Source organism: Pseudoalteromonas sp. H105, from assembly GCF_001469215.1.
Lineage (GTDB): Bacteria > Pseudomonadota > Gammaproteobacteria > Enterobacterales > Alteromonadaceae > Pseudoalteromonas.
In genome coordinates, this window is the sequence record NZ_LOFH01000002.1 from 296,142 (window position 1) to 320,939 (window position 24,798).

Below are 24,798 nucleotides of genomic sequence, written 5' to 3' on the forward strand. Positions count from 1 at the left end.
AATAAAATGAGTACGCAAAGAGTTGAGTCATTCGTTAGTATATATCAACAGTTGAATAAGCATAACCTGCACCTTTTAGGTGACATATATGCGCCTAACATTCACTTTTCTGACCCGCTACATGAAGTTGCTGGACTAGAAGACTTACACAGTTATTTTTCTGACCTGTATAGCAACGTACAAGAGTGTGACTTTGATATAACAAGCCATCATTGTGCTGGTGATAATGCCTTCGTTTATTGGGTAATGAAGTACCGACACCCTAAGTTGGCAAACAATAAAGAAATTACAGTGAAGGGCCACAGTCACCTTGTGTTTAATGGTGATAAAATTGTTGAACATCAAGACTATTTTGATGTAGGCGCGCTCTTGTACCGTAATATCCCTTTGGTCGGTTCTGTAATTAAACTTATTGATAAAAGAGCAACTCAATCATGATTACATTAATTACAGGCGCCACTTCAGGTATTGGTGAGGAGTTAGCTAAGCAGTATTCAGCGCAAGGTGATACTGTTATTGCATGTGGTCGTAACACAGAAAAACTAGCTCAGCTTGCTACTCATCAAAATATTGAACCATGCAAATTCGATGCAACTGATTTACAAGATATAAAAAGCGCTACAATGGCCTACAACCAGTTTGACCGTGTCATATTAAACGCAGGTAATTGTGAGTATATAGACGATGCCCGCAATTTTGATAGCAGCTTATTTACTCGCGTAATTAACGCAAATCTTTTATCTATCGGTTATTGTTTAGAGGCGTTATTACCTAAAATTAAACCTGGTGGTCAATTAGTGCTAGTGAGTTCAAGTGTTACATACTTACCATTACCTCGCTCGGAGGCATATGGTGCCTCAAAAGCCGGTGTAAGTTATTTAGCAAAGTGTTTAGCTATCGACTTGAACGATGTAGATGTGACCTTAGTTCATCCTGGTTTTGTAAAAACGCCCTTAACAGATAAAAATGATTTTCCAATGCCTATGGCTGTTTCAGCAGAAAAAGCAGCTGATTACATCATATCAGGCGTTAAAAAACGAAGAAAAGAAGTTCATTTTCCCTATCGATTTACACTTATTCTAAAATGTATGCGTATTTTGCCATTACCAATATGGCTTAAGTTAGCAAAAGGATTAACTCGTTGAAAAAAATTGCAATTATTGGCTCAGGTATCTCAGGATTGAGCTGTGCTCATTTACTCCACACACAATACGACGTAACGGTATTTGAAAAAAACAACTACATTGGCGGCCACACAGCAACTGTTGACGTTGACATTGAAGGAAGCAGTTATGCAGTGGACACAGGGTTTATAGTGTTCAATGATAGAACTTACCCTTACTTTGAAAAATTGCTTAGTCGAATTGGTATAAACCGCAAACCAACACAAATGAGTTTCAGTGTTCATAACGAACAAACTGGATTTGAATACAACGGACATACATTCACAAGTTTATTTGCGCAAAAACGCAATATTTTTCGCCCTCGCTTTTACAAATTATTAAGTGACATAGTGCGATTTAATAAATTATGTAAAGCACTCCACAGTAAAAATACATATGAAAAACAAACGCTCGGTCAGCTTTTAGACAAACATAATTTTAATGACTTCTTTCGCTACCATTATATTCTACCTATGGGAGCGGCTATTTGGTCTACCAGTATCAAGGAAATGAGTCATGTTGGCGTTGAATTTTTTGTTAAATTTTTCTTTAATCACGGCTTGCTTGATATTACTAACCGTCCGCAGTGGTATGTCATACCAGGCGGTTCTCGTGAATACATCAACCCGTTAATCAATGGGTTTGCCGATAGAATTCGTTTGAACAGTGATATCGAAAGTGTTGAACGCACCGAGGAACATGTTGTTATAAACTTCAAAAATGGTCAAAAAGAGCAGTTTGATAAAGTTATTTTTGCTTGCCATTCTGATCAAGCATTATCGTTATTATCATCGCCAAGTAACGATGAGAAGGCGGTGCTCGGTGCGATACCTTATTCCGAAAATTCAGTTATTTTACACACAGACACTGCTATATTGCCAAAACGAAAAGCTGCCTGGGCAAGTTGGAATTACTTGTTAAATGACAGTACAGACAAAGCCGCTGTGGTTACATATCAAATGAATATTCTTCAAGGTATTAAAAGTGATACACAGTTTTGTGTTACTTTAAACCATAAGCAAGGTATTGATAAAAATAAAATTATACGTGAGTTCATATACCATCACCCTGTTTTTAATGAAGCGTCAATTGCTGCTCAACAACAAAAACACAATATCGATGGCACAAATAACACTTATTTCTGCGGGGCCTATTGGTATAACGGTTTTCATGAAGACGGTGTAAGAAGCGCCGTGGATGTAGCGCGTCAATTGGGTGTTGAATTTGAATAGCGCTGTTTTTACCGGCGATGTGCGTCATCGTCGGTTTGCGATTAAATCCCATGAATTTAAATACCCACTCTATATGATGTGGGTTGACCTGTCACAGCCCTCACTGCTCAATGGTATTCATCCTCAACTTGGCACATCAGGTTTTAAAGCACTAAAGTTTGAACAATCTGATTATTTAAAAGACGGGACAGAGCAGAATAATACGATTATTTCACGCGCATTAAATAAAATTAGTGATTTAGGTGTAACAGAAACTTTTTCTAACGTTTACATGCTTGGTCAACTGCGTTGCTTAGGTATCTATTTTAGCCCAGTTAACTTCTTTTTATATGAAGCTCCTGATGGGCATTTAACCCATATGGTAGCAGAGGTCAGCAACACGCCTTGGAACGAGAGGCATTACTACTTAGTCGCACTTGAAAAGAAAGTGAACTTTAAAAAGGTCTTTTCCGTATCACCTTTCATGAATTTAGATATGGATTACCATTGGGCTACGCGTATAAAAAACGAAAGTATTTTAATCCATATTGAAAATAAAAAAGACAATAACCTGTTGTTTGATGCAACACTCAGGTTAAGACGTCAGTCATTAACTAAACAAGGTATCTCTGCTATTTTTAAACAGTTCCCAGCAATGACATGGACTATTTTCAGAGGTATATACGTTCATGCGTTTAAATTGTTTTGTAAACGAGTGCCGTTTATAGGTCACTCAGGAAGTAGCAGCTGAGTCTGCTTCAAACTAGTTAGGTGGTGTAATGGAAAAAGTATCCAGTTTATCAAATAGTCAATCCAGTGGATGGCTTATAAAAATATATAAAAAGCTGGTGTTTGGTGCCTTTAATAGCATTGAAACTGGTCGTATATCATTAATAGATGGTAATGAAGTAATTCATTTTGGTGATGATAGTGAAAAAAACTTATCAGTAAAAGTGGTTGTTAATGATCATGCTATGTACAAGTCATTTGCTCTATCAGGCAGTGTAGGGGCGGGGGAGTCTTACATACTGGGTCACTGGGAGTGTGACGATTTAACTAAGCTTATCGAAATATTTGCTATCAACCAGTCACAGCTTGATGCTTTTGAAAAGAAGTTTGCTTTCTTTAGTAATATATATTTTAGGCTCAACCATATTAAGAATAAAAACTCTGAAAATGGTTCCAAGAAAAATATTGTCGCTCATTATGACTTAGGCAATGACCTCTATTCTTCTTTTTTAAGTACTGAAATGCTTTATTCCAGTGCAGTGTACCCTTCAAAAGATGCCACGCTAGAGCAAGCTCAAAGTCATAAGCTCGATTTGATCTGCCAGCAAGTTGACTTACAACAAGGCGACAAGGTAATAGAAATAGGCACAGGGTGGGGAGCATTTGCAATACATGCAGCATCTCATTATGGATGTCATGTTACTACAACAACAATCTCAGATGAGCAGCATGCTTATGTTGAACAGAAGGTAGCAGAGCTTGGGTTGACAGAAAAAATCACGCTTTTAAAACAAGACTATCGGTTATTAGAGGGCAAGTTTGATAAGTTGGTGTCTATCGAAATGATCGAAGCAGTAGGTCATGAATATTTACCAAGTTTTTTCAAAAAGTGTAATGACTTACTAAAAGACTCTGGTGCGATGTTGATTCAAGCGATAACCATTGCAGATCAACGTTATCAGCACTATTTAAAAAATTCTGACTTTATTCAGCAATATATCTTCCCTGGCGGTTGTTTACCTTGCATTGATGAGATGAATAAACAGATAAAACAGCAATCGGATATGGTGGTTCACACTGTTAAAGATATAGGGGTGCATTATGCTAGAACTTTGGCAGATTGGCGAACACGTTTTATTGCGAGCTGGCCTGAAATTGACAAGGTAAAGTTTGACCAGCGTTTCTATAGATTGTGGTTATTTTATCTCGCTTATTGTGAGGGAGCCTTCAGAACTCGTGTAACGAGCACCGTTCACTTGGTTGCGAGGAAACCACGCTTTTCACATTCAGGTGATGGCATTGCGCTCGATTATTAATTTTATCTTATTTCAAGGTGTATGGTTTATGGCCTTACTCCTTGAAAACTCGGCTTTACTACCTATTTCTTGTGTCTTATTTCTTATGCTCTTTTTATCCCAACAAAAAAAGCAAGATTCACTTTTATTGGTATGTGGGCTATTCGTCGCTTTGGTTTTTGAGTTTTTGATGGTCAAATTTGGATTGTTGGGTTTTAAGTCAAATCCGTTTCCATTTTGGTTTGTTTTGCTATGGAGTGCATTGATTTTAACAATCAACACGTCAATGCAGTTCTTAACACGTTTACCTTGGCAGCTTAGTCTTGTTGTTTGTGCAGTGTTTGCACCGGCTAGTTATTGGGCTGGTGCACGATTTGATGTGATCACTGTGATGCAGCCTCTTTGGTTTTTTTGGTTGATTTACGGTGTGTCCTGGGCTGTTATGTTTAATTGTATTTTAGCACTAAATACGTTTATTAAATTAAAGATAAAGACGAAAACCGTTTTATCATAAGATTAGATTTGTTCCCCATAATTTTAAACAAAGGACTCGTTATGCGTAATTTCCTCATGTTTGTTTTGCTACTTCCATTAGTGACATATGCTAATTCTAACGCTAATGATCTACGTGAGTTTAAAATAGTCGGAGAAAGTCGATTTGAATATTATTTTTGGGATGTATACGACGCTAAACTTTCTTCACCCACAGGACAGTATGAATTTGGGCAACACCCGTCGCAACTTTCTTTAACCTATTTGCGAGACTTTGCTGCTAAAGATATTGTCAAAGCAACAAATGAGCAATGGGAGTACCTAGGAAAAAAAGAGTTAATGGGTAAATATGATGATGCTTTAATCGCGTTATGGCCTGATATAAAAGAAGGCGAAACTCTCACATTTATTACCGACATTAATGGTAAAGGCACATTTTTTCATGACGATAAAAAACTGGGTGGACTTGATGACATCACTTTTGCTGATAACTTCTTAGCTATTTGGTTATCACCTGACACGTCAGAGCCAGTTATGCGTAATCAACTTATAGGGAAGTCAAAATGAGACTACTGAATACTGTTATCATGCTTATTTTTTGTGTACTTTTAACCAGCTGTGCCGCTCCTGATGTTGACCATTATGAAGGCAGTGCTCCGGAGTTTAACTTTAAACAGTTTTTCAATGGTAAACTCAAAGCGTATGGCGTTGTTCAAGATTTTAAGGGAGAACTAACCCGTAAACTTGTTGTTGATATGGATGCCCGCTGGGATGGTAATATAGGTGTAATTGAAGAAGATTTTATCTATGATGATGGTGAAACACAACGCCGTGTTTGGACTATTACCCTTAACGACGATAATACACTTACTGGCACAGCTAGTGACGTACTCGGTATAGCCAAAGGCGCGAGTAGTGGCAGCGTATTTCACTGGACTTATTCTTTAGAGCTGTTAGTTGATGGCAGTCAAATTGAAGTAAATTTTGATGATTGGATGTACTTAGTTACAGACTCTCGGTTGATAAACCGTACTTCAATTGATAAGTTTGGCATTGAAGTTGGAGAGGTCACCTTAGTTATCGAAAAAATTGACTAACCCAAACTTTTTGAAGCACCTTACAGCTGCTGTTTTGTTTGTTAGTTGCTGTTAAATCATGCTTTATCACCACAATAATCATAAATATTACACATTTTTTAATAATTTACGCAAAAACGGCAATTTGCTGTTGCCATCAGTTTAAAAATGCATAAAGATAGGTTTTGCGAAGGCAAAATAATAACGAATAGGAATTTAACAAATGAATAAAGCTCAATTAGTTGAAAAAATTGCTACTGATGCAGAAATCTCTAAAGCAGCAGCAACACGTGCACTTGATGCATTTACTGGTGCAGTAACAACTTCATTAAAAGAAGGTAATTCAGTTGCGCTAGTTGGTTTTGGTACTTTCTCAGTCAAAGAGCGTGCTGCGCGTACAGGTCGCAATCCACAAACGGGTGCGGAAATCCAAATTTCAGCAGCAACTATCCCAAGCTTTAAAGCGGGTAAAGGTCTTAAAGACCAAGTTAACCCGTAATAGTGTTTTACATATAAATAAAAAGGGCTACATAGCCCTTTTTTAGTTTAAGCTCTAAGCTTTATGCTTTTAGCGCTTTATCTCCTCTTCCAATGCCAACGGCACCAGAACGAACAACTTCAATTAAATCTGTTTCATGTCGTAATGTATCTAAAAACGACTCGATTTTTTCTGTGCTACTAACAAGCTGTAAAGTATAGCTGTTTCTTCCCATGTCTAAAATAGCGCCTTGAAACACGTCCACAACACGGGTTACTGCTGCACGTTTGGATTCATCTTGAGCAAATACTTTTACCAGCAGTAATTCACGTTCGATATGCGCCATTTCTGTTAAGTCAATAATCTTAAGAACATCGACAAGTTTATTAACTTGTTTAGTAATTTGTTCAACGATTCGGTCATCACCAAGTGTAGTAATAGTAATACGTGACAATGAGTGATCATCGGTTGTACCCACTGTTAAACTATCTATGTTATAGGCTCGTTGCGAAAACAAACCTACAATCCGTGATAGTGAACCTGGCTCATTTTCTAATAAGATTGATAAGATACGACGCATTATGCTTTTACTCCTTTACGTAACCACATTTCATCTACAGCACCTAACTTTATTTGCATTGGGTAAACATGTTCTTTTTCATCGACACAAATATCAAGAAAAACTAACTTATCATTAATTGACATCGCTTTTTCAATGGCTGGTTGTAACTGCTCTAACGTGTCGACACGTATGCCTACATGCCCGTAACTTTCAGCTAATTTTACAAAATCGGGTAGGGAATCCATATACGAAGATGAGTGGCGTCCGCTGTACATCATATCTTGCCATTGTCTTACCATCCCTAAAGAACGATTATTTAATGAAACAACTTTGACAGCGAGGTTATATTGTAGGCAGGTTGAAAGCTCCTGAATATTCATTTGAATAGAGCCATCGCCTGTAACACAAATTGATTCTTTATCAGGAAAGGCTAATTTAACCCCCATCGCTGCAGGAAGGCCAAATCCCATGGTGCCAAGACCACCAGAATTTATCCATTGGCGTGGGTTTTTAAAGGGGTAATATTGCGCGGCAAACATTTGATGTTGACCTACGTCCGAACTAATGTATGCATCCCCATTGGTCGCTTTATATATGGCCTCAATAACCGCTTGCGGCTTTATTTTTTCACCTTCTGTGCTATAGCTTAAGCACTTCTGTTCACGCCAACTAATAATTTGGCGCCACCAATCTTCTTGTGCACTGCGGTCAATGTTAATTGGACTTTCATCAATCCCAGTTTGCAGTTGTTCGAGTACTGTGGCTAAACACCCAACTACAGGAATATGCGCTTTAATTGTTTTAGAAATAGATGTAGGGTCAACATCAACATGAACAATGGTTGCATTAGGGCAAAACTTTTTAACATTGTTAGTCACTCTATCATCAAAGCGTGCCCCTAAAGCCAAAATGACATCCGCATTAGCCATGGCTTTATTTGCTTCGAGACTGCCATGCATACCCAGCATACCAATGAAGTTAGGGTGAACACCTGATATGCCACCCAATCCCATTAGAGTATTTGTTATCGGCGCATTGAGTGACTCTACTAGGTGTGTTAATTGCTCTGATGTATTCGATATCACAATGCCGCCACCGGAGTAAACAACGAGCTTTTTAGCTTCAAGAATCGCATTTACTGCTTTACGTATTTGTTTTGAATGGCCTTTTGTGTTCGGGCTATAAGTACGTAGTTCAGTGGATTCTGGAAACTTGAAATCAAATCTAAGGGCCGGATTGAGCATATCTTTAGGCAGTTCAACAACAACAGGACCTGGTCTCCCTGTGCTTGCAATATAAAATGCTTTGGCCAATATAGTGGGTATTTCTTGTGCACTTCGACAGTTAAAGCTGTGTTTCACAATAGGGCGCGAACACCCAACAATATCTGTTTCTTGGAATGAATCATCCCCGATTAAACTGGTGGGTACCTGGCCTGACAAAACCACCATTGGGATTGAGTCCATATAAGCTGTAGCAATACCCGTGATACAGTTTGTCGCACCTGGACCGGAGGTTGCCAATACGACACCTACTTCACCTGTTGCACGGGCATAGCCATCGGCCATGTGAGTGGCTGCCTGTTCATGACGTACTAAAATATGTTCAACATCATCTTGTTGAAACAACGCGTCATATAAATCTAAGACTGACCCGCCAGGGTAGCCAAAAATATATTTAACCTTTAACTCTTTCAATGCCCGAACAACTAGTTCAGAGCCATTATATTGTTGTGTACTCATCCTCATTCCTCTGTGTACCTAATATCTGGTTTGGTATTTTATTAACCAAGTCGTTTTTTTAATGCATAAAAAAACCCCCGTTGTTAGCGGGGGTTTTTAAAAAGCGTCATCACTTTTCAATACATCCCCGCTGGGCTTAAGACTAAGACCAGTACGAGTACGTTTACAAAGCGAATTAGATGTTTCATTTTAACTTTCTTTTTATATGTGTGATTATGAGATAACCGAGATCAGTTATCGCATTTATGATAATTTATTTTAATAGGTTATTTTTAAGGCTTTTACGCTCAATTGTCAACCACAGCACTCGTTTAATTTGCATTGAATTTCTATTTTATGGTTTGTTGTTATTATTTTTTAAATAAAAACTTAAAAATGCTATTTTATATAGCAGGGTTTATGCATATTTTAATTGACTGCGTTGTTTCCTTAATGTGAACGGTCCTTAACTTTGCTATGATTAGCACATAGTATGCAGTAGGAATTTTTATGAAACGTTTAAACGTGTTATTTGTTGCCTTGTTTTCAGTGTTTGTTGGGTGTGTAAATGCAAAATCTTATCAATCAAGTCCAACAGATATTGGTGTTGTAAACAAAGAGCGTATTCTATATTGGCTAGAAAAACGTGGAGAGTTGGAACAGCAACAAGATAAAGACGCTGCTATTGCAAGCTTTATTGGTAAGCCAACTCCTTCCTATGCTGCCAAACAACATAGGCATAATACACCTGACTTTTCAAAATTAAAGCATGTAAACAAAACATTCGTTTCATCCTTAGCACCCGATGGGAATGAAACAACAGTAAAAGTGTTGGTTATTTTGGTCGATTTTCCTGATCTACCTTACGACGAAAATAGATTAGAAGAGGGTGATACCGCAATGTATTACTCACTGTATGATCAACAGCATTATCAACAAATGCTTTTTTCAACAACAGGCTATGAGGGACCTAGCGGACAAACCCTCAATAGCGCTTATCAGTTCTATCAGCAAGCTTCAGGAAATACGCTGTCATTCACAGGTGAAGTGTTTGGTTGGGTGCGTGCTGATAAAAATGCCAAAGCCTATGGGGAAAGAGTGGGTGATGATGCAGATAGTGATGCCCCCAGTTTAGTTCAAGAAGCGGTTGAAAAAGCAGTTAACCAGTTTGATATCGATTTGTCGCAATTCGATTTAACTGATTTAGACGATATAGATGGCGACGGCATTACAAACGAACCTAATGGCATCATAGACCATGTAATGATTTTTCATTCAAGTGTAGGTGAAGAAGCCGGAGGCGGTGTTTTAGGGTCAGATGCAATATGGTCACATCGTTTCTATGTTTATAATGAACAGTTTCAGCCAAGTGATTTACCAAACAGCCCTGTCGATTTATTTGGGTATACAATTAACCCACTTGATGCGGGTATTGGTGTCGTTGTGCATGAGTTTGGCCATGATTTAGGTTTACCTGATGAATATGATTTAAATAACTCAGAAATAGGTGAACCAGTTGCATCGTGGTCTGTCATGTCAGGAGGTAGTTGGGCGGGAAACCCTAGGGGCTCAGAACCTGTTATGTTTAGCCCCTATGCATTAGAATATTTGCAAAACCGATACAATGGTAATTGGTTAAACCAACTGACGTTTGATTTAAATGAAGTGAACGCACAAACAAACCAAATATTGCACCACGCAAGCGCAGTTACTGATGATCTTAACCAGATTAAAGTGGTACTCCCTTCGAAGCTAAAATCTTTTTTTGCCGCTGTAGAAGGCAAATTTCAATATTACTCAGGCAGTGGAAATAACCTAATGAGTACTATGACGCGGTCAGTTACGATTCCAGATTCGAGTGAGCAAACATTACTTGAATTAACCGCTTTTTATAGTATTGAAACAGATTATGACTTTGCGCAAGTAAGAGTAAACGGCGAAGCAATTTCATCACAGTACACACAAACGAATAACCCATATTATCCAGATTTAGGGCCATATATTACAGGGGATTCTTTATCAAATGGTGAATCAAAGCTTCCTAATAACCATTTGACACATCAATTTGATATGTCTGCTTATGCAGGCCAAACAGTAATGTTAGAGTTTAGGTATGTCACTGACAGTTATGTTAATTACTCTGGTATCGTAGTTGACGATTTAAAATTAATACAGCAGGGACAGCTTGTCTGGCAAGATAATGCGGAGCAAAAAACCGAGTTTGACTTGAGTGGTTTTTCGCGTGTAGGTGCTTATACATACGACACACCCAAACATTACTATTTGCAACTCAGAAGTTACTCTGGAATAGATAGTGGCCTTCAAAAAGAGCAATATTCACCCGGCTTATTGTTGTGGTTATCAAGCACAAGCTTTACTAACAATAATACATCAGAGCATCCAGGTGAAGGCTTTATTCTCGTCGTAGATGCTGATCAAAATATGATTGCTAGAGGTACAACACAAAACCCTGCTAATACAGAAATTCAGTTAAGGGATGCAGCGTTTGGTTTATATGATCAACGCCAAGGATTAGGTGATGACACCCTTACCCCAATAAAAGACTTTAATGACACCACTGATTATAGCTTTGCTGTGCAACCACAGTCGGGAGTTAAACTAACGCCATTTGGGTTTGGTTTTACTATTGTAGATCAAGCTGTTGATAACTCGACGATTGAAGTTGATCTAAATTATGAGGAAGCGTTGGGAATTAGTTACACTGCAAATGATTTGGCTGTTACATTTGAGGTGAGTGGATTACAACTATCACCAACCGATAGTTTTGAATGGCAGTTTGGTAACGGTGAAAAAAGTGAAGAGTTAAACCCTACGGCTAATTATGCTGAATATGGTCGCTATCTTGTGACTTTTAGTCGAGTGACGGAATCAGGTGAAAAAACGGTTGAGAGCCAAGAAATCATGCTAACTGAGCCATTGAGTTTCAATGACTTCGAGGTTTCAGTAAACGAAAGTAGCTTAACTGGATTTGTAACAGCATCGGGTGGGCTTGCCCCTTACACCTATCAATGGGAGTTTGGTGATGGTAATACATCATTATCTGATACGGTTTCACACAGTTATAGTTTTAGTGGAAGTTATGCTATTAAAGTAACGGTGACAGACAGTGCTAATCAAATGCTCACCTCGACAAAGAATGTATCGGCATCAGTCCCCATGTCTGTGTCAGCAAATTATACGGCTACTAACTTACTTGCATCTTTTAGTGCACAAGCGACAGGTGGCTTTGGTGATTACAGTTATAGGTGGGAGTTTGGGGATGGGGCAACTAGTATGAGTGAAGCACCCAGTTATACCTATAAAAATGAAGGAAGTTACCAGGTGATACTCACCGTCACAGACTTAAGAACTAATGAATCAGTGAGTAAAACGTTACCAGTGACAGTGCAACAAAAGAAAGCCAGCTCAGGTGGCAGTTTATATGGTTGGATTTTATTATGTGGGTTTATGTTGGTAGGTAGGCGTTTCTATAAAAAGTATTAACCACAAAAAAGCCAGTTATTAAACTGGCTTTTACTTTGAAAATGTATGACTAGATTACAGACGATCAATCACGGCTTGAGTGAAATCTGTTGTTCCGTGGCTACCACCTAGATCGCGTGTTGTACGATCACCAGATTTAATGACATCAGCTACAGCGCTTCTAATTCGCTCTGCTGTATCAGCCATTTCCAAATGCTCTAACATTTGAATTGATGCCAAAATTACAGAGGTTGGATTAGCAAGGTTTTTACCCGCAATGTCAGGTGCACTACCGTGTACAGCTTCAAATATTGCAGCGTCTTCACCAATGTTTGCACCCGGTGCCATACCTAAACCACCAACAAGACCTGCACATAAATCAGATAAAATATCACCGAATAAGTTGGTCGTAACAATTACATCAAACTCTTCAGGGCTCATTACAAGCTTCATACATGTTGCATCAACAATCATTTCAGTTGATTCAATTTCAGGGTAACGCTCAGCAACTTCACGGGCTACTTTTAAGAATAATCCTGATGTAGACTTTAAGATATTTGCTTTGTGTACCGCGGTTACTTTTTTGCGTCCTTCACGTACCGCAAGTTCATAAGCAAAGGTTAAGATTTTTTCAGCGCCTTCACGCGTGATCATAGACATTGCTTGTGCTTCGTTACCATCTTCAGAGACAACTTGGCCTAAGCCAGAATACATACCTTGTGTATTTTCTCGAACCGTAATGATATCAATGTCTTCATAACGAGCTTTAGTACCAACAAATGATTTTACTGGGCGAACGTTCGCATATAAGCCAAATTGCTTACGTAAGGTAACATTAATTGAAGTAAAGCCTTCACCTACGGGCGTGGTCAACGGACCCTTTAAAGTGATTTTGTTGCGAGCAATTGTCTCGATAGTCTCTTGTGGTAATAACTCACCCGTTTTTTCTAAAGCGGCTAGACCAGCATCAACGAATTCATAATCAAAATCGCATCCTGCGGCTTGTAATATCTCAAGAGCGGAATCAATAATACTTGGGCCTATGCCGTCGCCTTTGATCACTGTGATGGTTTGTTTAGCCATGAGTTTTTCCTATTAAGCGGTGACGTAAATATCGCGCAAAGTGCATTGCGACTGCTTGTTAGTTATTTACGTGATTGAGTTTGAAAATTTAAGCGGCTTTTATAACAATTTATTCAATAGATTTCCACTAAAACCCGCTAAATTAGGCAATATGTCTAATAAAGTGCTTCTATTATACGCTAGATGACAAATGTAACTGTGGCAAATGTGCATAAAAATTCGAAATGCTTTCCCAGCCAAGCTCCTTTAACGTTTGATCCAGAGTTTGTTTTTGCCAGCTGCTGCTTGGCACTTTAGATTGGAAAATATTTAAAATAATAACTTTAAGTGCGACCCATAATTTAGCTTTTGATGATAGGCGTTGCTTAGTTTGCTGTTCAGCATCAAGAAGCGCTTGTGTCCATGGGTTATCATCGAGTAGATGTAATAAAGCGATACTTAATTCTTCTACATTATGGTGAGTCACCCCAAATAGCCATGCAATAGGGCGGCTAACATTAGGTTGGTGATCTTTTTCGCACAACGTTTTGCGGCTTAACTTGTTACTAGAGTTCGTCAGTAAATAATTTATATAAGCATATAAAGGAAGCGATACTTGCTCAAACTGTATCTCGGTTTGTTTACTTAATAATAAAGATAATACGCGTGTAATAGCTGTTAAACGGACTTTAATATGATCTTTTAAAGGGTGATGTTGTATGTCAACAAGCTGTTCAAATAAAACGCGTTGAATAATGGCAGGGGCATTATCAATTCCTACCATGGATAAACAGTGGCGTAAATCTTTCGCCGCCAAATGCTCTTTATTATAGGGTTTCACTGCTTCTTTTAAACTGTCGATCGTATGAGAATGACCGTTTAATAATTTTTCCAAATTACGATATGAATACTCTTTTTGAATTTTCAGATTCCCAATAAGCTGAAGAATACTATGTTGCTCATCACTTGAGTTACTATTTATTGAGGGGATGTGTTCATTAAACCAGATACTAAACAAAAGTCGTTTGTCATTTGTTGGGCGCTGTTTTGCATTGCAATCTAATTTAGCAGAAACACCGTGCCATCTCGCTCTTTTAACGTCGCTTAAATCAATTAAAATATGCTTACTGTCTGTTTTGCTACACACATAAGTCAGTTGTTGCTCAGCAACGGTAACATGACTACCTGGTAAGTAAGGCCCAATATTAGCGATTAATGCTTTTAACGCACTCTGGGCAAAACTATTTGGGGTCCTAATATATATATCTGAAATTGCTTTATAGAGGTTAACGTGATCATTGGCAGCCCGATAGGTAATATTCATTGCAATAATATTCGACAACGCGACCAAAGTCGTTGCGCCGTCGTAAATCATTATTTTTGGTGCACTAAGCAAGGCCTGTTTGTATTTATTTAATGGTGCCAATATGCGCGCGATATCGTTAGAAGGGACGTTTCCTGACTGCAATAGCTTTACAGCAAGTTGGTGGCGTGCCTGCCATTGTTTTTTTTCTTCATTATTTAAAGGCTGTTGCGCCGCAAGCTTATTCGTTTGAGTTTGAACACATAGGTAGTTTGTTAAGCAAACTGCTATTAATTGCTGGCTAACTTGCGCATTGTAATTTAAGCTTTTGCAAAGTGCCGCTACAATCACACACTGATTAACAACTAAGTTAGTCGTGTAACCAAAGTCAGAAACATAAAAGCATAATTGAGCTTGTAAAGCATTTGGGTTGGTTTCATATAACTGATAAAACTGTTCAGCCTGTTTACATAAAAGGGGGTATATCGCAGGCCATTGGGTTTTATTATAATACAAGCGCAACATTTCATGAGTTTGTTTGAATAAGCTGGCTAAATGCTGTGGCGTTGGTTGCTGCTGCATCGTCTTAGTTTAACTTTTCTGCTTAAAGGTGTCGTGAGCACTAGGGCCCCATAAAACTAATTCACCATTATTAAATAGAAGCCCAGTGCATTCATCCATGGTTGTAATACCATCTGATTTTATATGCTGAGTGCGATAAAAAACGATTTGCCATACATCATCACCAGTTCGTTTTGCAAAAGTGAGGTCAGGGCTACCTAAATAGTCTAAAACGTTGTTTAAAGTGGTTGGCTTTTTTACACTTAATTTAGTGATATAGCGTTTGTTAAATGCTTCTCTGTCCTGCCATATCATGGCTTGCGGGTCATCTTTATAAAATGTTAGCACTAAGGCTGCAATCAGTGCATAAACACCTAGGCCTAGTATGAGATATCGGATAACCTTTTTAAGCATTTTATACTCTTAAATATGAGAAAAATAATGAGTTACTTCAAAGTAATACTATAACAATAGAATGTAATATTGACTAACACATCGCTCGAATAGCTAAAACAAAGCGCGATGTGGTTAATCAACACAGCCTTAATTGTTTTAAACTAAATCCTAAATTAATATCAGTTCTTAAACTGACGAGCTGTTTAGATATAATATAGTCTTGCATTCCAGCATCCAACTTATTTCTAACCGCTTGAGAAATAGTGTCGTCGGACACTGCGTTAGCTATATGTTGGTGTTTGCTAATAATCTCTTGCGCCGTTTTAAGGCCGATACCTTTAATGCCAGGGATGTCATTTGTTTTATCACCCGCAAGTGCCCAAAAATCAATTAATCTATCTTGCTCAACAGAAAAACGTTCCATTATGGTGTTTTTTTCAATGTATTCTTTCTTAAAGTAATCGTAAATATGTATTTTTTCATTTAGTGCAGGTAAAAAGCCTTTATCGGTAGAAACAATTGTGTTTAACACGCCATGTGAAGCTGCTTTGTGAGCCAATGTTGCGATAACATCATCGGCTTCGTCGTTCTCAGGGGCAAATACAACAATCCCAATTTGCTCTATCGCTTCTTTGAACTGTGCTAAGTTTTCTTTAAGTAAGGCTGGCATTGGAGCACGGTTATTTTTATATTGTGGGTAAAAGTGATAACGCCAGCTTCTGTCCCCGTCAAACACAGCAATAGCATGTGTGGCATTTGTTACGCGCAGCAGCTTTTGACACGCGTGCGCTACTCGTTGACAACACGTGATAATCATTTGTTGTTCACTGTACTTATTTTGATTACTATCAACAGCATAGATGCGCCTAATTAAATTTAGCGCATCTATTAAAAGTAATTGTCCTGACACCGTTTTATTTTCTCTTTTAAGCGTTTACTTCATAACAAGGAACATACTTTGTGCCAGGCAGCTTCATCCTGCCTTGTTCGACAAAGGCCTTAAGTAATTTGTCCATGTTTTTCATGAGTGCGGGTTCACCGCTAAGAATAAATCGACCGTGTTGTTTTATTGCCTGAATACCTTCATCTTTCACGTTGCCTGCAACAATACCAGAAAATGCACGGCGAAGATGAGCCGCCAGTAACTGCTTAGGTTGATCAAGGTGTAAATCTAACCCAGCCATGTTGTCGTGTGTGGGAGCAAAAGGTTGCTGAAAGTCATTATCAATTTTCAACGTCCAATTGAAATAATAGGCATCACCCACACTTTTTCTGTAATCACGTACTTGTGCCATAGATGACTTTAATTTGATTGCTACTTGTGCAGGATCATCAACAATAACTTCAAATTTTTCGAGTGCTTCACACCCCAGTGTTAATTCGATAAAACTACATAGCTCTTCAAAGTAATCTTCACTTTCTTTAGGACCAGTTAAAATAACAGGTAATGATTGTTTTTGATTATCTGGGTGCAATAAAATACCTAATAAATACAGTAGTTCTTCGGCTGTGCCTGCACCGCCAGGGAAAATAATAATTGCATGTGCGGTACGTATAAACGCTTCAAGGCGTTTTTCAATGTCAGGCAGTATGACCAGTTCGTTTACAATGGGGTTGGGTGGCTCTGCGGCTATGATGCTTGGTTCTGTTAACCCTAAATAACGATTGTCAGTATTTCGTTGTTTAGCATGGCCAATAGTGGCACCTTTCATTGGTCCTTTCATGGCGCCGGGGCCACAGCCAGTGCAAATATTCAAACCGCGTAGGCCTAATTCATAGCCTACTTGTTTTGTGTATTTGTATTCTATTTCATTAATGGAGTGGCCACCCCAGCAAACAACCATACTTGGATCGGTGTTGACTCTTAGCGCCCCTGCATTTCTGAGCATGTCAAAAACCATATGTGTAATCGCTTTTTGTTCTGTTAAGTCCTTCTCGTACTTTTGACAAATAAATAAAATATCGCGGATTACAGAAAAAATATGCTCATGAATGCCCGTAATAATCTGACCATCGACGAATGCTGTTACTGGTGGATTTTCCAGCTCAATCTTTATTCCACGCTCACGAATAAGTAAACGAATATCAAAATCTTCGTATTTCTCATAAATTTCTGAACTTGAATCTGTATGACTGCCAACATTTAACACGGCGAGTACACAATTTCTAAATAAAGTGTATCGCTCACTTGCAGAGGATTGTTCTAATAAATCAACTTCTAACTGTGACAATAAATCTAGCACGCCTGTAGGGTTTAACTGAATTAACATAGGCATTCTCCTTGCTGGGGGTGATAATATTTACGTTAAGGGTTGATACATAATTTGTCACGCCCAGTATTTTTGGCTTTGTATAAGGCGTCATCAGCGCGGTCAAATGCGATTAATGGCGTGTCTCCCTTTTTAAATTGAGTCGCTCCAACGGATACTGTAATTTGCACACTCTTGTTTTTAAACTTGAATGGAATCGCCTTAACCGCTTTACGAAGTTTTTCAAGTGGAACAGCGGCATGTTCTACTGACATACCTGGCATCAGCAAAACAAACTCTTCACCGCCGTAACGTGCAATGAAATCAGACTTTCTAATCGACATTTGTAGCGCTTTGGCAATCACTTGCAATGTTTTATCGCCGGCACTGTGGCCGTAACGATCGTTGATAGATTTAAAGTGGTCAACATCAATTACCACAAGCGTAAAATCCGATTCTTGTACTGAGAATAAATGAAACTCATGGTTAAACCTTTCATCAAATGCAGCACGATTTGGTAATTTTGTTAGACCATCGAGTAAACTTTTAAAGCGCTGATCATGAAGACGTTTCTTGTACTTTGATAGCTTAGTTTCTAAGCTGCCTACACGGGCATTAATGTCATGAAAATTCTTAATAAGGGCTTGTCTGTCTTCTTGTTCGAGGCGTTCTTTTGCTATTAAGTCACTACTTAAGGATTTAAGTTCATTATCAACAAGGGCTTTTAAAGACGAAATGGATGTCGCATCTTGAGTTTGTTTTGTTAAATTGACTATTTTATTTTCAATACGTTTGTTGAGCTTTTCAAACTCTGTACTCATTGATTCAGAATGTTTACTCGTAGCTACAATAGAATGATGCAGTTCCTCGAGTGTTTGATTCAATGATACTAAAAAACTTTGAGCAGATTGACGTTCATCACTTATATTCGTGGCAATAATTCTAATTATTTCGATTGCGGCGCTTAATAGCTCTTCAACACTGTCTGTTTCAGATATTTTGTTTTTAATCGCTTTAACACTGTCAGCCGCTTCTTCCTCAAAAACGAGATCATTAGCAAGGGTTAATAGCTCTTTCGCTAATTTAGGGTGTGTGGTTGAAGTCGATGCAGTGCCAAGAGATAATTTAACATTCAGGGCTTGGTGATAAATAGAAACAAGCCTATTTAGAATCGGTATGAAATCATTAGTAGATTGAATTTCATTTAATTGATGGTCAAGTAAGTTACGCAAAGAACGGCGAGTATCGTCAGGTAACCCTTTGGTTTTTTGTAATAATTTTCCAGCGGTTAAAACACTGTTGTGCAGCTCTCTTTGGTGCGACAGTTGCTGCGCTTCTTGGTTTTTTAAAAGGCTCAGGATTTCAGTAATTAGTGGTGCTAAATTTTCAAAGTCGACGCCTTTGTTAAGTGCGCTTCTAAATTTGGCTAAACGGTTATCCAATTCGATATCCATACCTTTACAACTCAAAGAAAGCTTAGCTGCAAAATGAGTAAGCGTGTCAACTTGTTGTTTTCGCGCATCTTCAAGTACTTTTCTGGTATCGATAGCTTGTTTAAGCTTTTTATTTAAAACTTCGAGCTGGCCTGACACTAATACATACCGCCATAAAATTTAATCGTTCATAGACGTAAGTTTACAACAAAACTCACACAAATGTAGGTGGTAAGTCAAAAACTTACTATTTGATGTTGATTTTTATTCATCGAACTTAAACTGTGGTCATTTTATCGCTTTTATTACACATCATATTACTTCATTGTTAGTCTTCAGCTTACTAGATGTTAAATACTAAGAGTTTTCATGAAAAAATTATTAGCCTTATCGCTTGCGACTGTATTTTCTTATTCGGCTTGGGCTGATGTGAATTATTCATTATCCATTACAGAGCCAGAACACCATGTTGGTAATGTGAGCGTCGAGTTTCCACTATCAGCTCAATCTCATCTTGATATTAAATTGCCTGCTTGGCGTACGGGCCGATATGAGATTTTAAATTTGGCTAATGGTGTTCGCTATTTCGATGCAAAAGATGAAGATGGCAAGGTTCTTAAATGGGAAAAAATAAACGCCAGTACGTGGCGGGTGCATTTAAACGAGCCAACAAGTGTCAACATAGATTATCAAATATATGCAAATGAATTAGGCAAGCGAGCAAGGCACATTGACGACAGCCATGCGTTTATTGATGCGTCTGGCTTTTTTATGTTTAGTGAGTCATTTCGTCAAGAGCCAGTAACGGTAAACCTAGATGTACCTAAAGCGTGGCGCTCTGTATCGGGCATGGAAAATGCGGGGTCAAAGCATCGATTTAAGGCTGCTGATTATGATGTGCTTGTTGATTCTCCTATCGAAACAGGTATAAATGATTTTTATACGTTCACTGCCGGCGGCCGTGAGTATGAGCTCGTTATTTGGGGAGAAGGCAATTACGATGTTGACTTAATGTTGACCGATCTTAAAAAGCTAGTAGAGACAGGGAATGTAATTTGGGATAGTTACCCCTATGAACGTTATGTGTTTATGGTTCATGCTACATCGGGTGCAGGTGGTGCAACTGAACATTTAAATTCAACAATTATTCAGCGCCCTCGTAATCGTTTTGGTTCACGAGATGATTACCTTGCTTTTATTAGCACCGCAGCCCATGAGTTTATTCACACTTGGAACGTCAAGGCATATAGACCTGAGGGTTTGATGCCTTATGATTACACGAATATGAATTTCGATAAATTGTTATGGATAGCAGAAGGTTCAACCAGTTATTTTGAAGATCATTTACTTGTGCGTTCAGGAATATCAACCACGGATGAATTTTTTAAAACGTTAACGAAAACAGTAAACCGTCATTTAGCCACGCCTGGTCGTGAAGTACAAAGTGCCAGTGAAACAAGTTTTGATAAATGGATCAACCAAGGGGGCGACCATGCTCGAAATTATGGCACCAATATTTATTTGGAGGGTGCACTAATATCAATGGCTTTGGATATTGATTTACTTGACAAAAGCCAAGGTAAGCAAAGTTATCGTGACGTTCATCGTGCTCTTTATAATAACTATAAAATGCCACATGGTTTCACTGCTGATAATGTAAAAACAATTTTAAAGGACTTAACAAAAAGAGATTACAGCAATTGGTGGGCGGACAATGTTGATAGCCCTGCAGCAATAGATTTTGATGAATTACTGGGTAAGGTTGGTTTGCTTCATAAACGTCCAGTGGGTGCAAAGCCGCAAGCGAGTATTGATAGTTTTGCTAAAAATACGGGAGGGTTATTAACGCTTACTCATGTTCGTCGTGGTGGGGCTGCTTGGCAGGCTGGTTTAACGACCAATGACAAAATTGTCGCAGTGAATAAAAAGCACGTAGACAAAGATTTAAAAGCAAGCTTAGAAACGTTCACGGCGGGTGATAAGGTATCAATTGATTTTATTCGTCGAGACAGGTTGCAAACTACGATGCTGACCCTGTCTGAAGGCTTTGATAAAGGGAAGACAATTGTGGCAAATGCTGAAGCAAATGATCAACAAATGGCTTTATTTAAGGCATGGATGGGTGTAGACCATCCAAACAAAACTAAATAGTTTGGTTTACTTTTCACCAAAAAGGAGCTCAGGCTCCTTTTTTTGTTTGAATGGGGTGCATTGAATCTCGCTTATAAATTTAGCGGTGGCATTTTTATTTTTTATGCTAGCGATTAATTGCTGATACTTTCTTTTTATAAACGCTTTTTTAACCTGTTTTTCGCTTCGCATTTTAATATCACTTTCTTGTTCAGTACATTGAATGACAGGAAATGGCATAAGTGAATAACCAGAGACACCAGTCTGCCAAATATGTTGTAAATCGCAATCAACGGGTCTGCCAAATTTTTCAGTGGCGCCAAGCAGTTGTTTTGCTCCATCATAGCTTATTGCTGTTGCGCAGCAGCCTGACATTAATTTTTTGTGGACGACTAAAGAGTGAGTATTATTTAAAGGCTTTTTAAAAATGATGCTTCGTTCTCGCCCTTTGTATGCGCTAAGTTTAATCAACTGCCACTTGATATCTAAATCATCGATACTTTTAATTGCCGTGTGTATATCGCTTGTTAACGTAAAGTCATCTTCAAAAATTAATGCATAATCAAGTTTTTGATCGACAATTGCTTGCCATGCTTTACGGTGGCTTAAATAACAGCCGATTTGACCTCTACTTAATGGGTAATGGTAGTTTTTTTTATTCAATGTTGCACAGTAATATTTATCAATCTCAGATTGTGACAAGTTTGCACCATCGACGGCTTCGATTCTGGTGCAGTGAAGAGCGTGTTTGTTGAATTGCTTGACGCTGTTTGCCAAGCGTTGCGGTGAACGCTTAAGATTGATTAAAAAAATAGGTGGCATAATACACATTCACATAACGTAAGGTTTTAGGTTATGTTAATGAGGGTATGTGACACATCTATGGCAAGTTTATGTCATATTATTTGCAATGAGGCCAAGTTTATCCCTTCTTAACGTTATGTTATAACTATTAGTCGCAGAAAGATTGACCTATTGACCGTTTGCCGCGTACCCTATTTTTGACATAATAAAAAAGGACTGAATAACATGCGTTTAAAACCCCTTATTGCACTGTGTGCTTTGGCATTTACAGGCACATCGTTTGCAGATGAAGGTATGTGGCAACCACATCAACTTCCAGAGCTTGAATCTGTATTAAAAGCGAAAGGACTTGAGATTGATGCAAAATCAATCTCCAAATTAACCGAATTTCCAATGAATGCAGTTATAAGCCTTGGTGGGTGTACTGCATCGTTCGTATCACCTAAAGGGTTAGTGGTAACTAATCATCACTGTGCTTATGGTTCTATTCAGTATAACTCAACACCTGAGAACAACATTTTAGAAAATGGCTTTTTAGCCAAAGATTCCGCTGATGACCTACCTGCAGCGCCAGGATCGCGTGTCTATGTTACAGAAACCGTGACTAACGTGACTGAAAAAGTAATTAAAGGCACTGAAAAGCTTAGCGCAAAAGCACGTTACGATGCACTTGAAAAAAACCAAAAGCAACTTGTTGCTGACTGCGAAGCTGATGATAATTACCGTTGTAATGTGTATTCATTTCATGGTGGTTTAGAGTTCTACTTAATAAAATCACTCGAAATTAAAGATGTTCGTTTAGCCTATACTCCAGCAATGGGTGTAGGTAAATACGGTGGTGATATCGATAACTGGATGTGGCCGCGCCATACTGGTGATTTTGCATTTTACCGCGCTTATGTTGGCAAAGATGGTAAACCGGCGGAATACAGTGAAGATAACGTGCCCTTCGTGCCAGATTCATATTTGAGCGTCAGTGCAAAAGGCGTGCAAGAGGGTGATTTTGTTATGGTAACAGGTTACCCGGGGCGAACAAATCGTTACCGTATAGCTGCCGAAGTCGATTACGTATTTAATACCAGCTACCCAAAAGCCCGTATCCATAATACGAAGTATGTATCATTAATCGAAGAAAACGCTGAAGATGGCAGCAAAGCGCGTATTGCTTATGAAAGCACTATCGCAGGGTATAATAATTATATTAAAAACTACGGCTCAATGATCGAAAGCTTTAATAAAGGCACTATGTATGAGCGTAAAAAGCAGTTTGAACAAGCGTTAACAAATTGGATTAACAACGACCGACGATTGAAAAGGCAATACGGCAGCGTATTAGCTGAGCTTTCGTCATTAGTTGAACAATCACAACAGCATAACGAACGCGATCGCATGTTAGGTTACGTACATCGTTCACAAATGATCAGCACAGCTCGTCGTTTATATCGCTTGGCATATGAAAAGCAAAAACCAAATAGTGAGCGTGAGTCTGGCTATCAAGAACGTGATTTACCAAGACTAGAAGCGGGTTTAAAACGTATGACTCGTCGCTTTGATGAAGGCGTTGATAAAGCCATTTTACTGCACTTTTTAGAACTGTATGCTGCACTGCCAAAACAAGAGCGATTTACTGAAGTTGATAAAGCGTTTAACTTACAAAATGGCTTTGATAAAACAAAACACAAAGCACTACTCGATAACATGTACGCTGAATCATCACTTAATGATGAAGACACACGTTTAGAATTGGCTGAGCAATCATTTGCGCAAATTAAGAAAAGTGATGACCCGTTTATTCAGTATGCTGATGCCATCTTCACGGTAATGAAAGCGCAAGAAGATAAAGACAAAGCACTTGCAGGCAAATTACAAGCTGCGCGCCCGCAACTGATGGCAGCGATCATTGCATTTAATAAAGCAAAAAATAAACCTGTCTACGCTGATGCAAATAGCACGCTTCGCGTAACCTATGGCACAGTGGGTGGGTATTCTCCACAGGATGGATTAGTAGCAACGCCGTTTACGTCGCTTGAAGGGTTACTTGCTAAAAATACCGATGTTGAACCGTTTAATGCTCCTGAAAAGCTGCAAAAGCAAATTAAAGCTAAATTATATGGCGACTATACTGGCGGCATGAACACAGTTCCTGTTAACTTTTTATCAAACGTTGATACAACGGGTGGTAACTCGGGATCACCAACATTAAATGGTAAAGCAGAGCTTGTAGGCTTACTGTTTGATGGCGTATACGAAAGTATTATTGGTGACTGGGATTATAACCCTGCGTTAAATCGCTCTATTCACGTTGATTCACGATATATGCTGTGGGTGATGGATAAAGTTGATAACGCACAAAATTTACTAGACGAAATGAAGATTGTTAAGTAATAGTTTAAATATTTTTTACCCAAATAAGCGCTGATACTAATCAGCGCTTTTTTAATATATTTCAGTATCCTGTAAAAACTTCCTTTCCCTAGTGTTCCATATTTTGTTTATTTATTAGTAAAAATTGTTTTACTTTAGTTGCAGGTGTGTTAAAAAGTAACAGTTGCTTTTTTTGTAATAGTTATAAAGTAACAATGGTGAGTAGGCAAAAGCATTGTATAAACCATGTAATGTCTGCTTTAAATTCAAGGGGTACGTTAGTTGT

The 24,798-nt window shown here is 38.5% G+C and carries 21 protein-coding genes; 12 read left to right on the forward strand and 9 right to left on the reverse strand.

Annotated elements, in window-relative coordinates:
• The first annotated feature begins 6 nt into the window (after positions 1–6).
• The 9 genes from ATS75_RS04865 (at position 7) to ATS75_RS04905 (ending at position 6,465) form a co-directional block, all read left to right on the forward strand.
• Positions 7–438, forward strand: coding sequence for a nuclear transport factor 2 family protein (locus ATS75_RS04865; protein WP_058559305.1), 432 nt, complete (start codon positions 7–9; stop codon positions 436–438).
• Positions 435–1,145 (forward strand): SDR family NAD(P)-dependent oxidoreductase, encoded by a 711-nt coding sequence (locus ATS75_RS04870; RefSeq protein WP_058559306.1) that lies wholly within the window; start codon positions 435–437, stop codon positions 1,143–1,145. The genes ATS75_RS04865 and ATS75_RS04870 overlap by 4 nt, the downstream gene beginning before the upstream one ends.
• Positions 1,142–2,395 (forward strand): NAD(P)/FAD-dependent oxidoreductase, encoded by a 1,254-nt coding sequence (locus ATS75_RS04875; protein ID WP_058559307.1) that lies wholly within the window; start codon positions 1,142–1,144, stop codon positions 2,393–2,395. The genes ATS75_RS04870 and ATS75_RS04875 overlap by 4 nt, the downstream gene beginning before the upstream one ends.
• Complete coding sequence (locus tag ATS75_RS04880) at positions 2,388–3,125, forward strand: DUF1365 domain-containing protein (protein WP_058559308.1); 738 nt, start codon at positions 2,388–2,390, stop codon at positions 3,123–3,125. Before ATS75_RS04875 ends, ATS75_RS04880 begins: the two co-directional genes overlap by 8 nt.
• A gap of 28 nt (positions 3,126–3,153) precedes the next feature.
• Entirely contained in the window at positions 3,154–4,419 is a 1,266-nt protein-coding gene (locus ATS75_RS04885; RefSeq protein WP_058559309.1) for an SAM-dependent methyltransferase, read from the forward strand.
• Positions 4,397–4,912 (forward strand): DUF2878 domain-containing protein, encoded by a 516-nt coding sequence (locus tag ATS75_RS04890; protein ID WP_058559310.1) that lies wholly within the window; start codon positions 4,397–4,399, stop codon positions 4,910–4,912. The genes ATS75_RS04885 and ATS75_RS04890 overlap by 23 nt, the downstream gene beginning before the upstream one ends.
• A 41-nt stretch (positions 4,913–4,953) precedes the next feature.
• Entirely contained in the window at positions 4,954–5,457 is a 504-nt protein-coding gene (locus tag ATS75_RS04895; protein WP_058559311.1) for a chalcone isomerase family protein, read from the forward strand.
• Positions 5,454–5,987 (forward strand): DUF3833 domain-containing protein, encoded by a 534-nt coding sequence (locus ATS75_RS04900; protein WP_058559312.1) that lies wholly within the window; start codon positions 5,454–5,456, stop codon positions 5,985–5,987. Before ATS75_RS04895 ends, ATS75_RS04900 begins: the two co-directional genes overlap by 4 nt.
• 202 nt (positions 5,988–6,189) lie before the next feature.
• On the forward strand, positions 6,190–6,465 hold the full coding sequence (locus tag ATS75_RS04905) for an HU family DNA-binding protein (protein ID WP_058559313.1): 276 nt from the start codon (positions 6,190–6,192) through the stop codon (positions 6,463–6,465).
• A 61-nt stretch (positions 6,466–6,526) separates the two neighbouring features.
• Here ATS75_RS04905 and ilvN read toward each other — a convergent pair whose 3' ends face one another.
• Both ilvN and ATS75_RS04915 read right to left on the reverse strand, forming a co-directional pair.
• Positions 6,527–7,024, reverse strand: coding sequence for an acetolactate synthase small subunit (ilvN, locus tag ATS75_RS04910; protein ID WP_058559314.1), 498 nt, complete (start codon positions 7,022–7,024; stop codon positions 6,527–6,529).
• Positions 7,024–8,748: an acetolactate synthase 3 large subunit gene (locus ATS75_RS04915; RefSeq protein WP_058559315.1), complete on the reverse strand. Its 1,725-nt coding sequence runs from the start codon at positions 8,746–8,748 to the stop codon at positions 7,024–7,026. The genes ilvN and ATS75_RS04915 overlap by 1 nt, the downstream gene beginning before the upstream one ends.
• A 489-nt stretch (positions 8,749–9,237) precedes the next feature.
• On the opposite strand from ATS75_RS04915, the gene ATS75_RS04920 reads away from it, so the two are divergent.
• Positions 9,238–12,231 (forward strand): immune inhibitor A domain-containing protein, encoded by a 2,994-nt coding sequence (locus ATS75_RS04920; protein ID WP_058559316.1) that lies wholly within the window; start codon positions 9,238–9,240, stop codon positions 12,229–12,231.
• Positions 12,232–12,285: 54 nt separating this feature from the next.
• On the opposite strand, the gene ATS75_RS04925 is transcribed toward ATS75_RS04920, so the two are convergent.
• The 6 genes from ATS75_RS04925 to ATS75_RS04950 all read right to left on the reverse strand — a co-directional run bounded on the left by ATS75_RS04925 (position 12,286) and on the right by ATS75_RS04950 (position 19,373).
• Positions 12,286–13,293 (reverse strand): isocitrate dehydrogenase, encoded by a 1,008-nt coding sequence (locus ATS75_RS04925; protein WP_058559317.1) that lies wholly within the window; start codon positions 13,291–13,293, stop codon positions 12,286–12,288.
• A gap of 172 nt (positions 13,294–13,465) precedes the next feature.
• Positions 13,466–15,157, reverse strand: coding sequence for a hypothetical protein (locus ATS75_RS04930; RefSeq protein ID WP_058559318.1), 1,692 nt, complete (start codon positions 15,155–15,157; stop codon positions 13,466–13,468).
• Positions 15,158–15,166: 9 nt separating this feature from the next.
• Positions 15,167–15,550, reverse strand: coding sequence for a DUF3192 domain-containing protein (locus ATS75_RS04935; RefSeq protein WP_058559319.1), 384 nt, complete (start codon positions 15,548–15,550; stop codon positions 15,167–15,169).
• A 118-nt stretch (positions 15,551–15,668) separates the two neighbouring features.
• Positions 15,669–16,442 carry a flap endonuclease Xni gene (gene xni / locus ATS75_RS04940; RefSeq protein ID WP_058559320.1) on the reverse strand — a complete coding sequence of 258 codons (774 nt, stop codon included), beginning with the start codon at positions 16,440–16,442 and terminating at the stop codon, positions 15,669–15,671.
• A gap of 16 nt (positions 16,443–16,458) precedes the next feature.
• Positions 16,459–17,802: a nucleotide 5'-monophosphate nucleosidase PpnN gene (ppnN, locus tag ATS75_RS04945; RefSeq protein WP_058559321.1), complete on the reverse strand. Its 1,344-nt coding sequence runs from the start codon at positions 17,800–17,802 to the stop codon at positions 16,459–16,461.
• Between the two features lie 35 nt (positions 17,803–17,837).
• Entirely contained in the window at positions 17,838–19,373 is a 1,536-nt protein-coding gene (locus ATS75_RS04950) for a GGDEF domain-containing protein (RefSeq protein ID WP_058559322.1), read from the reverse strand.
• A gap of 210 nt (positions 19,374–19,583) precedes the next feature.
• On the opposite strand from ATS75_RS04950, the gene ATS75_RS04955 reads away from it, so the two are divergent.
• Positions 19,584–21,365, forward strand: coding sequence for a M61 family metallopeptidase (locus ATS75_RS04955; protein ID WP_058559323.1), 1,782 nt, complete (start codon positions 19,584–19,586; stop codon positions 21,363–21,365).
• Positions 21,366–21,371: 6 nt separating this feature from the next.
• On the opposite strand, the gene ATS75_RS04960 is transcribed toward ATS75_RS04955, so the two are convergent.
• Positions 21,372–22,166, reverse strand: a complete 795-nt coding sequence (locus ATS75_RS04960) for a glycosyltransferase family 25 protein (RefSeq protein WP_058559324.1) — start codon at positions 22,164–22,166, stop codon at positions 21,372–21,374.
• Between the two features lie 207 nt (positions 22,167–22,373).
• Between ATS75_RS04960 and ATS75_RS04965 the strand changes: the two genes are divergently transcribed.
• A complete protein-coding gene (locus ATS75_RS04965; protein ID WP_058559325.1) occupies positions 22,374–24,533 on the forward strand; it encodes a S46 family peptidase in 2,160 nt (719 codons plus the stop codon).
• Positions 24,534–24,798 lie beyond the last annotated feature (265 nt).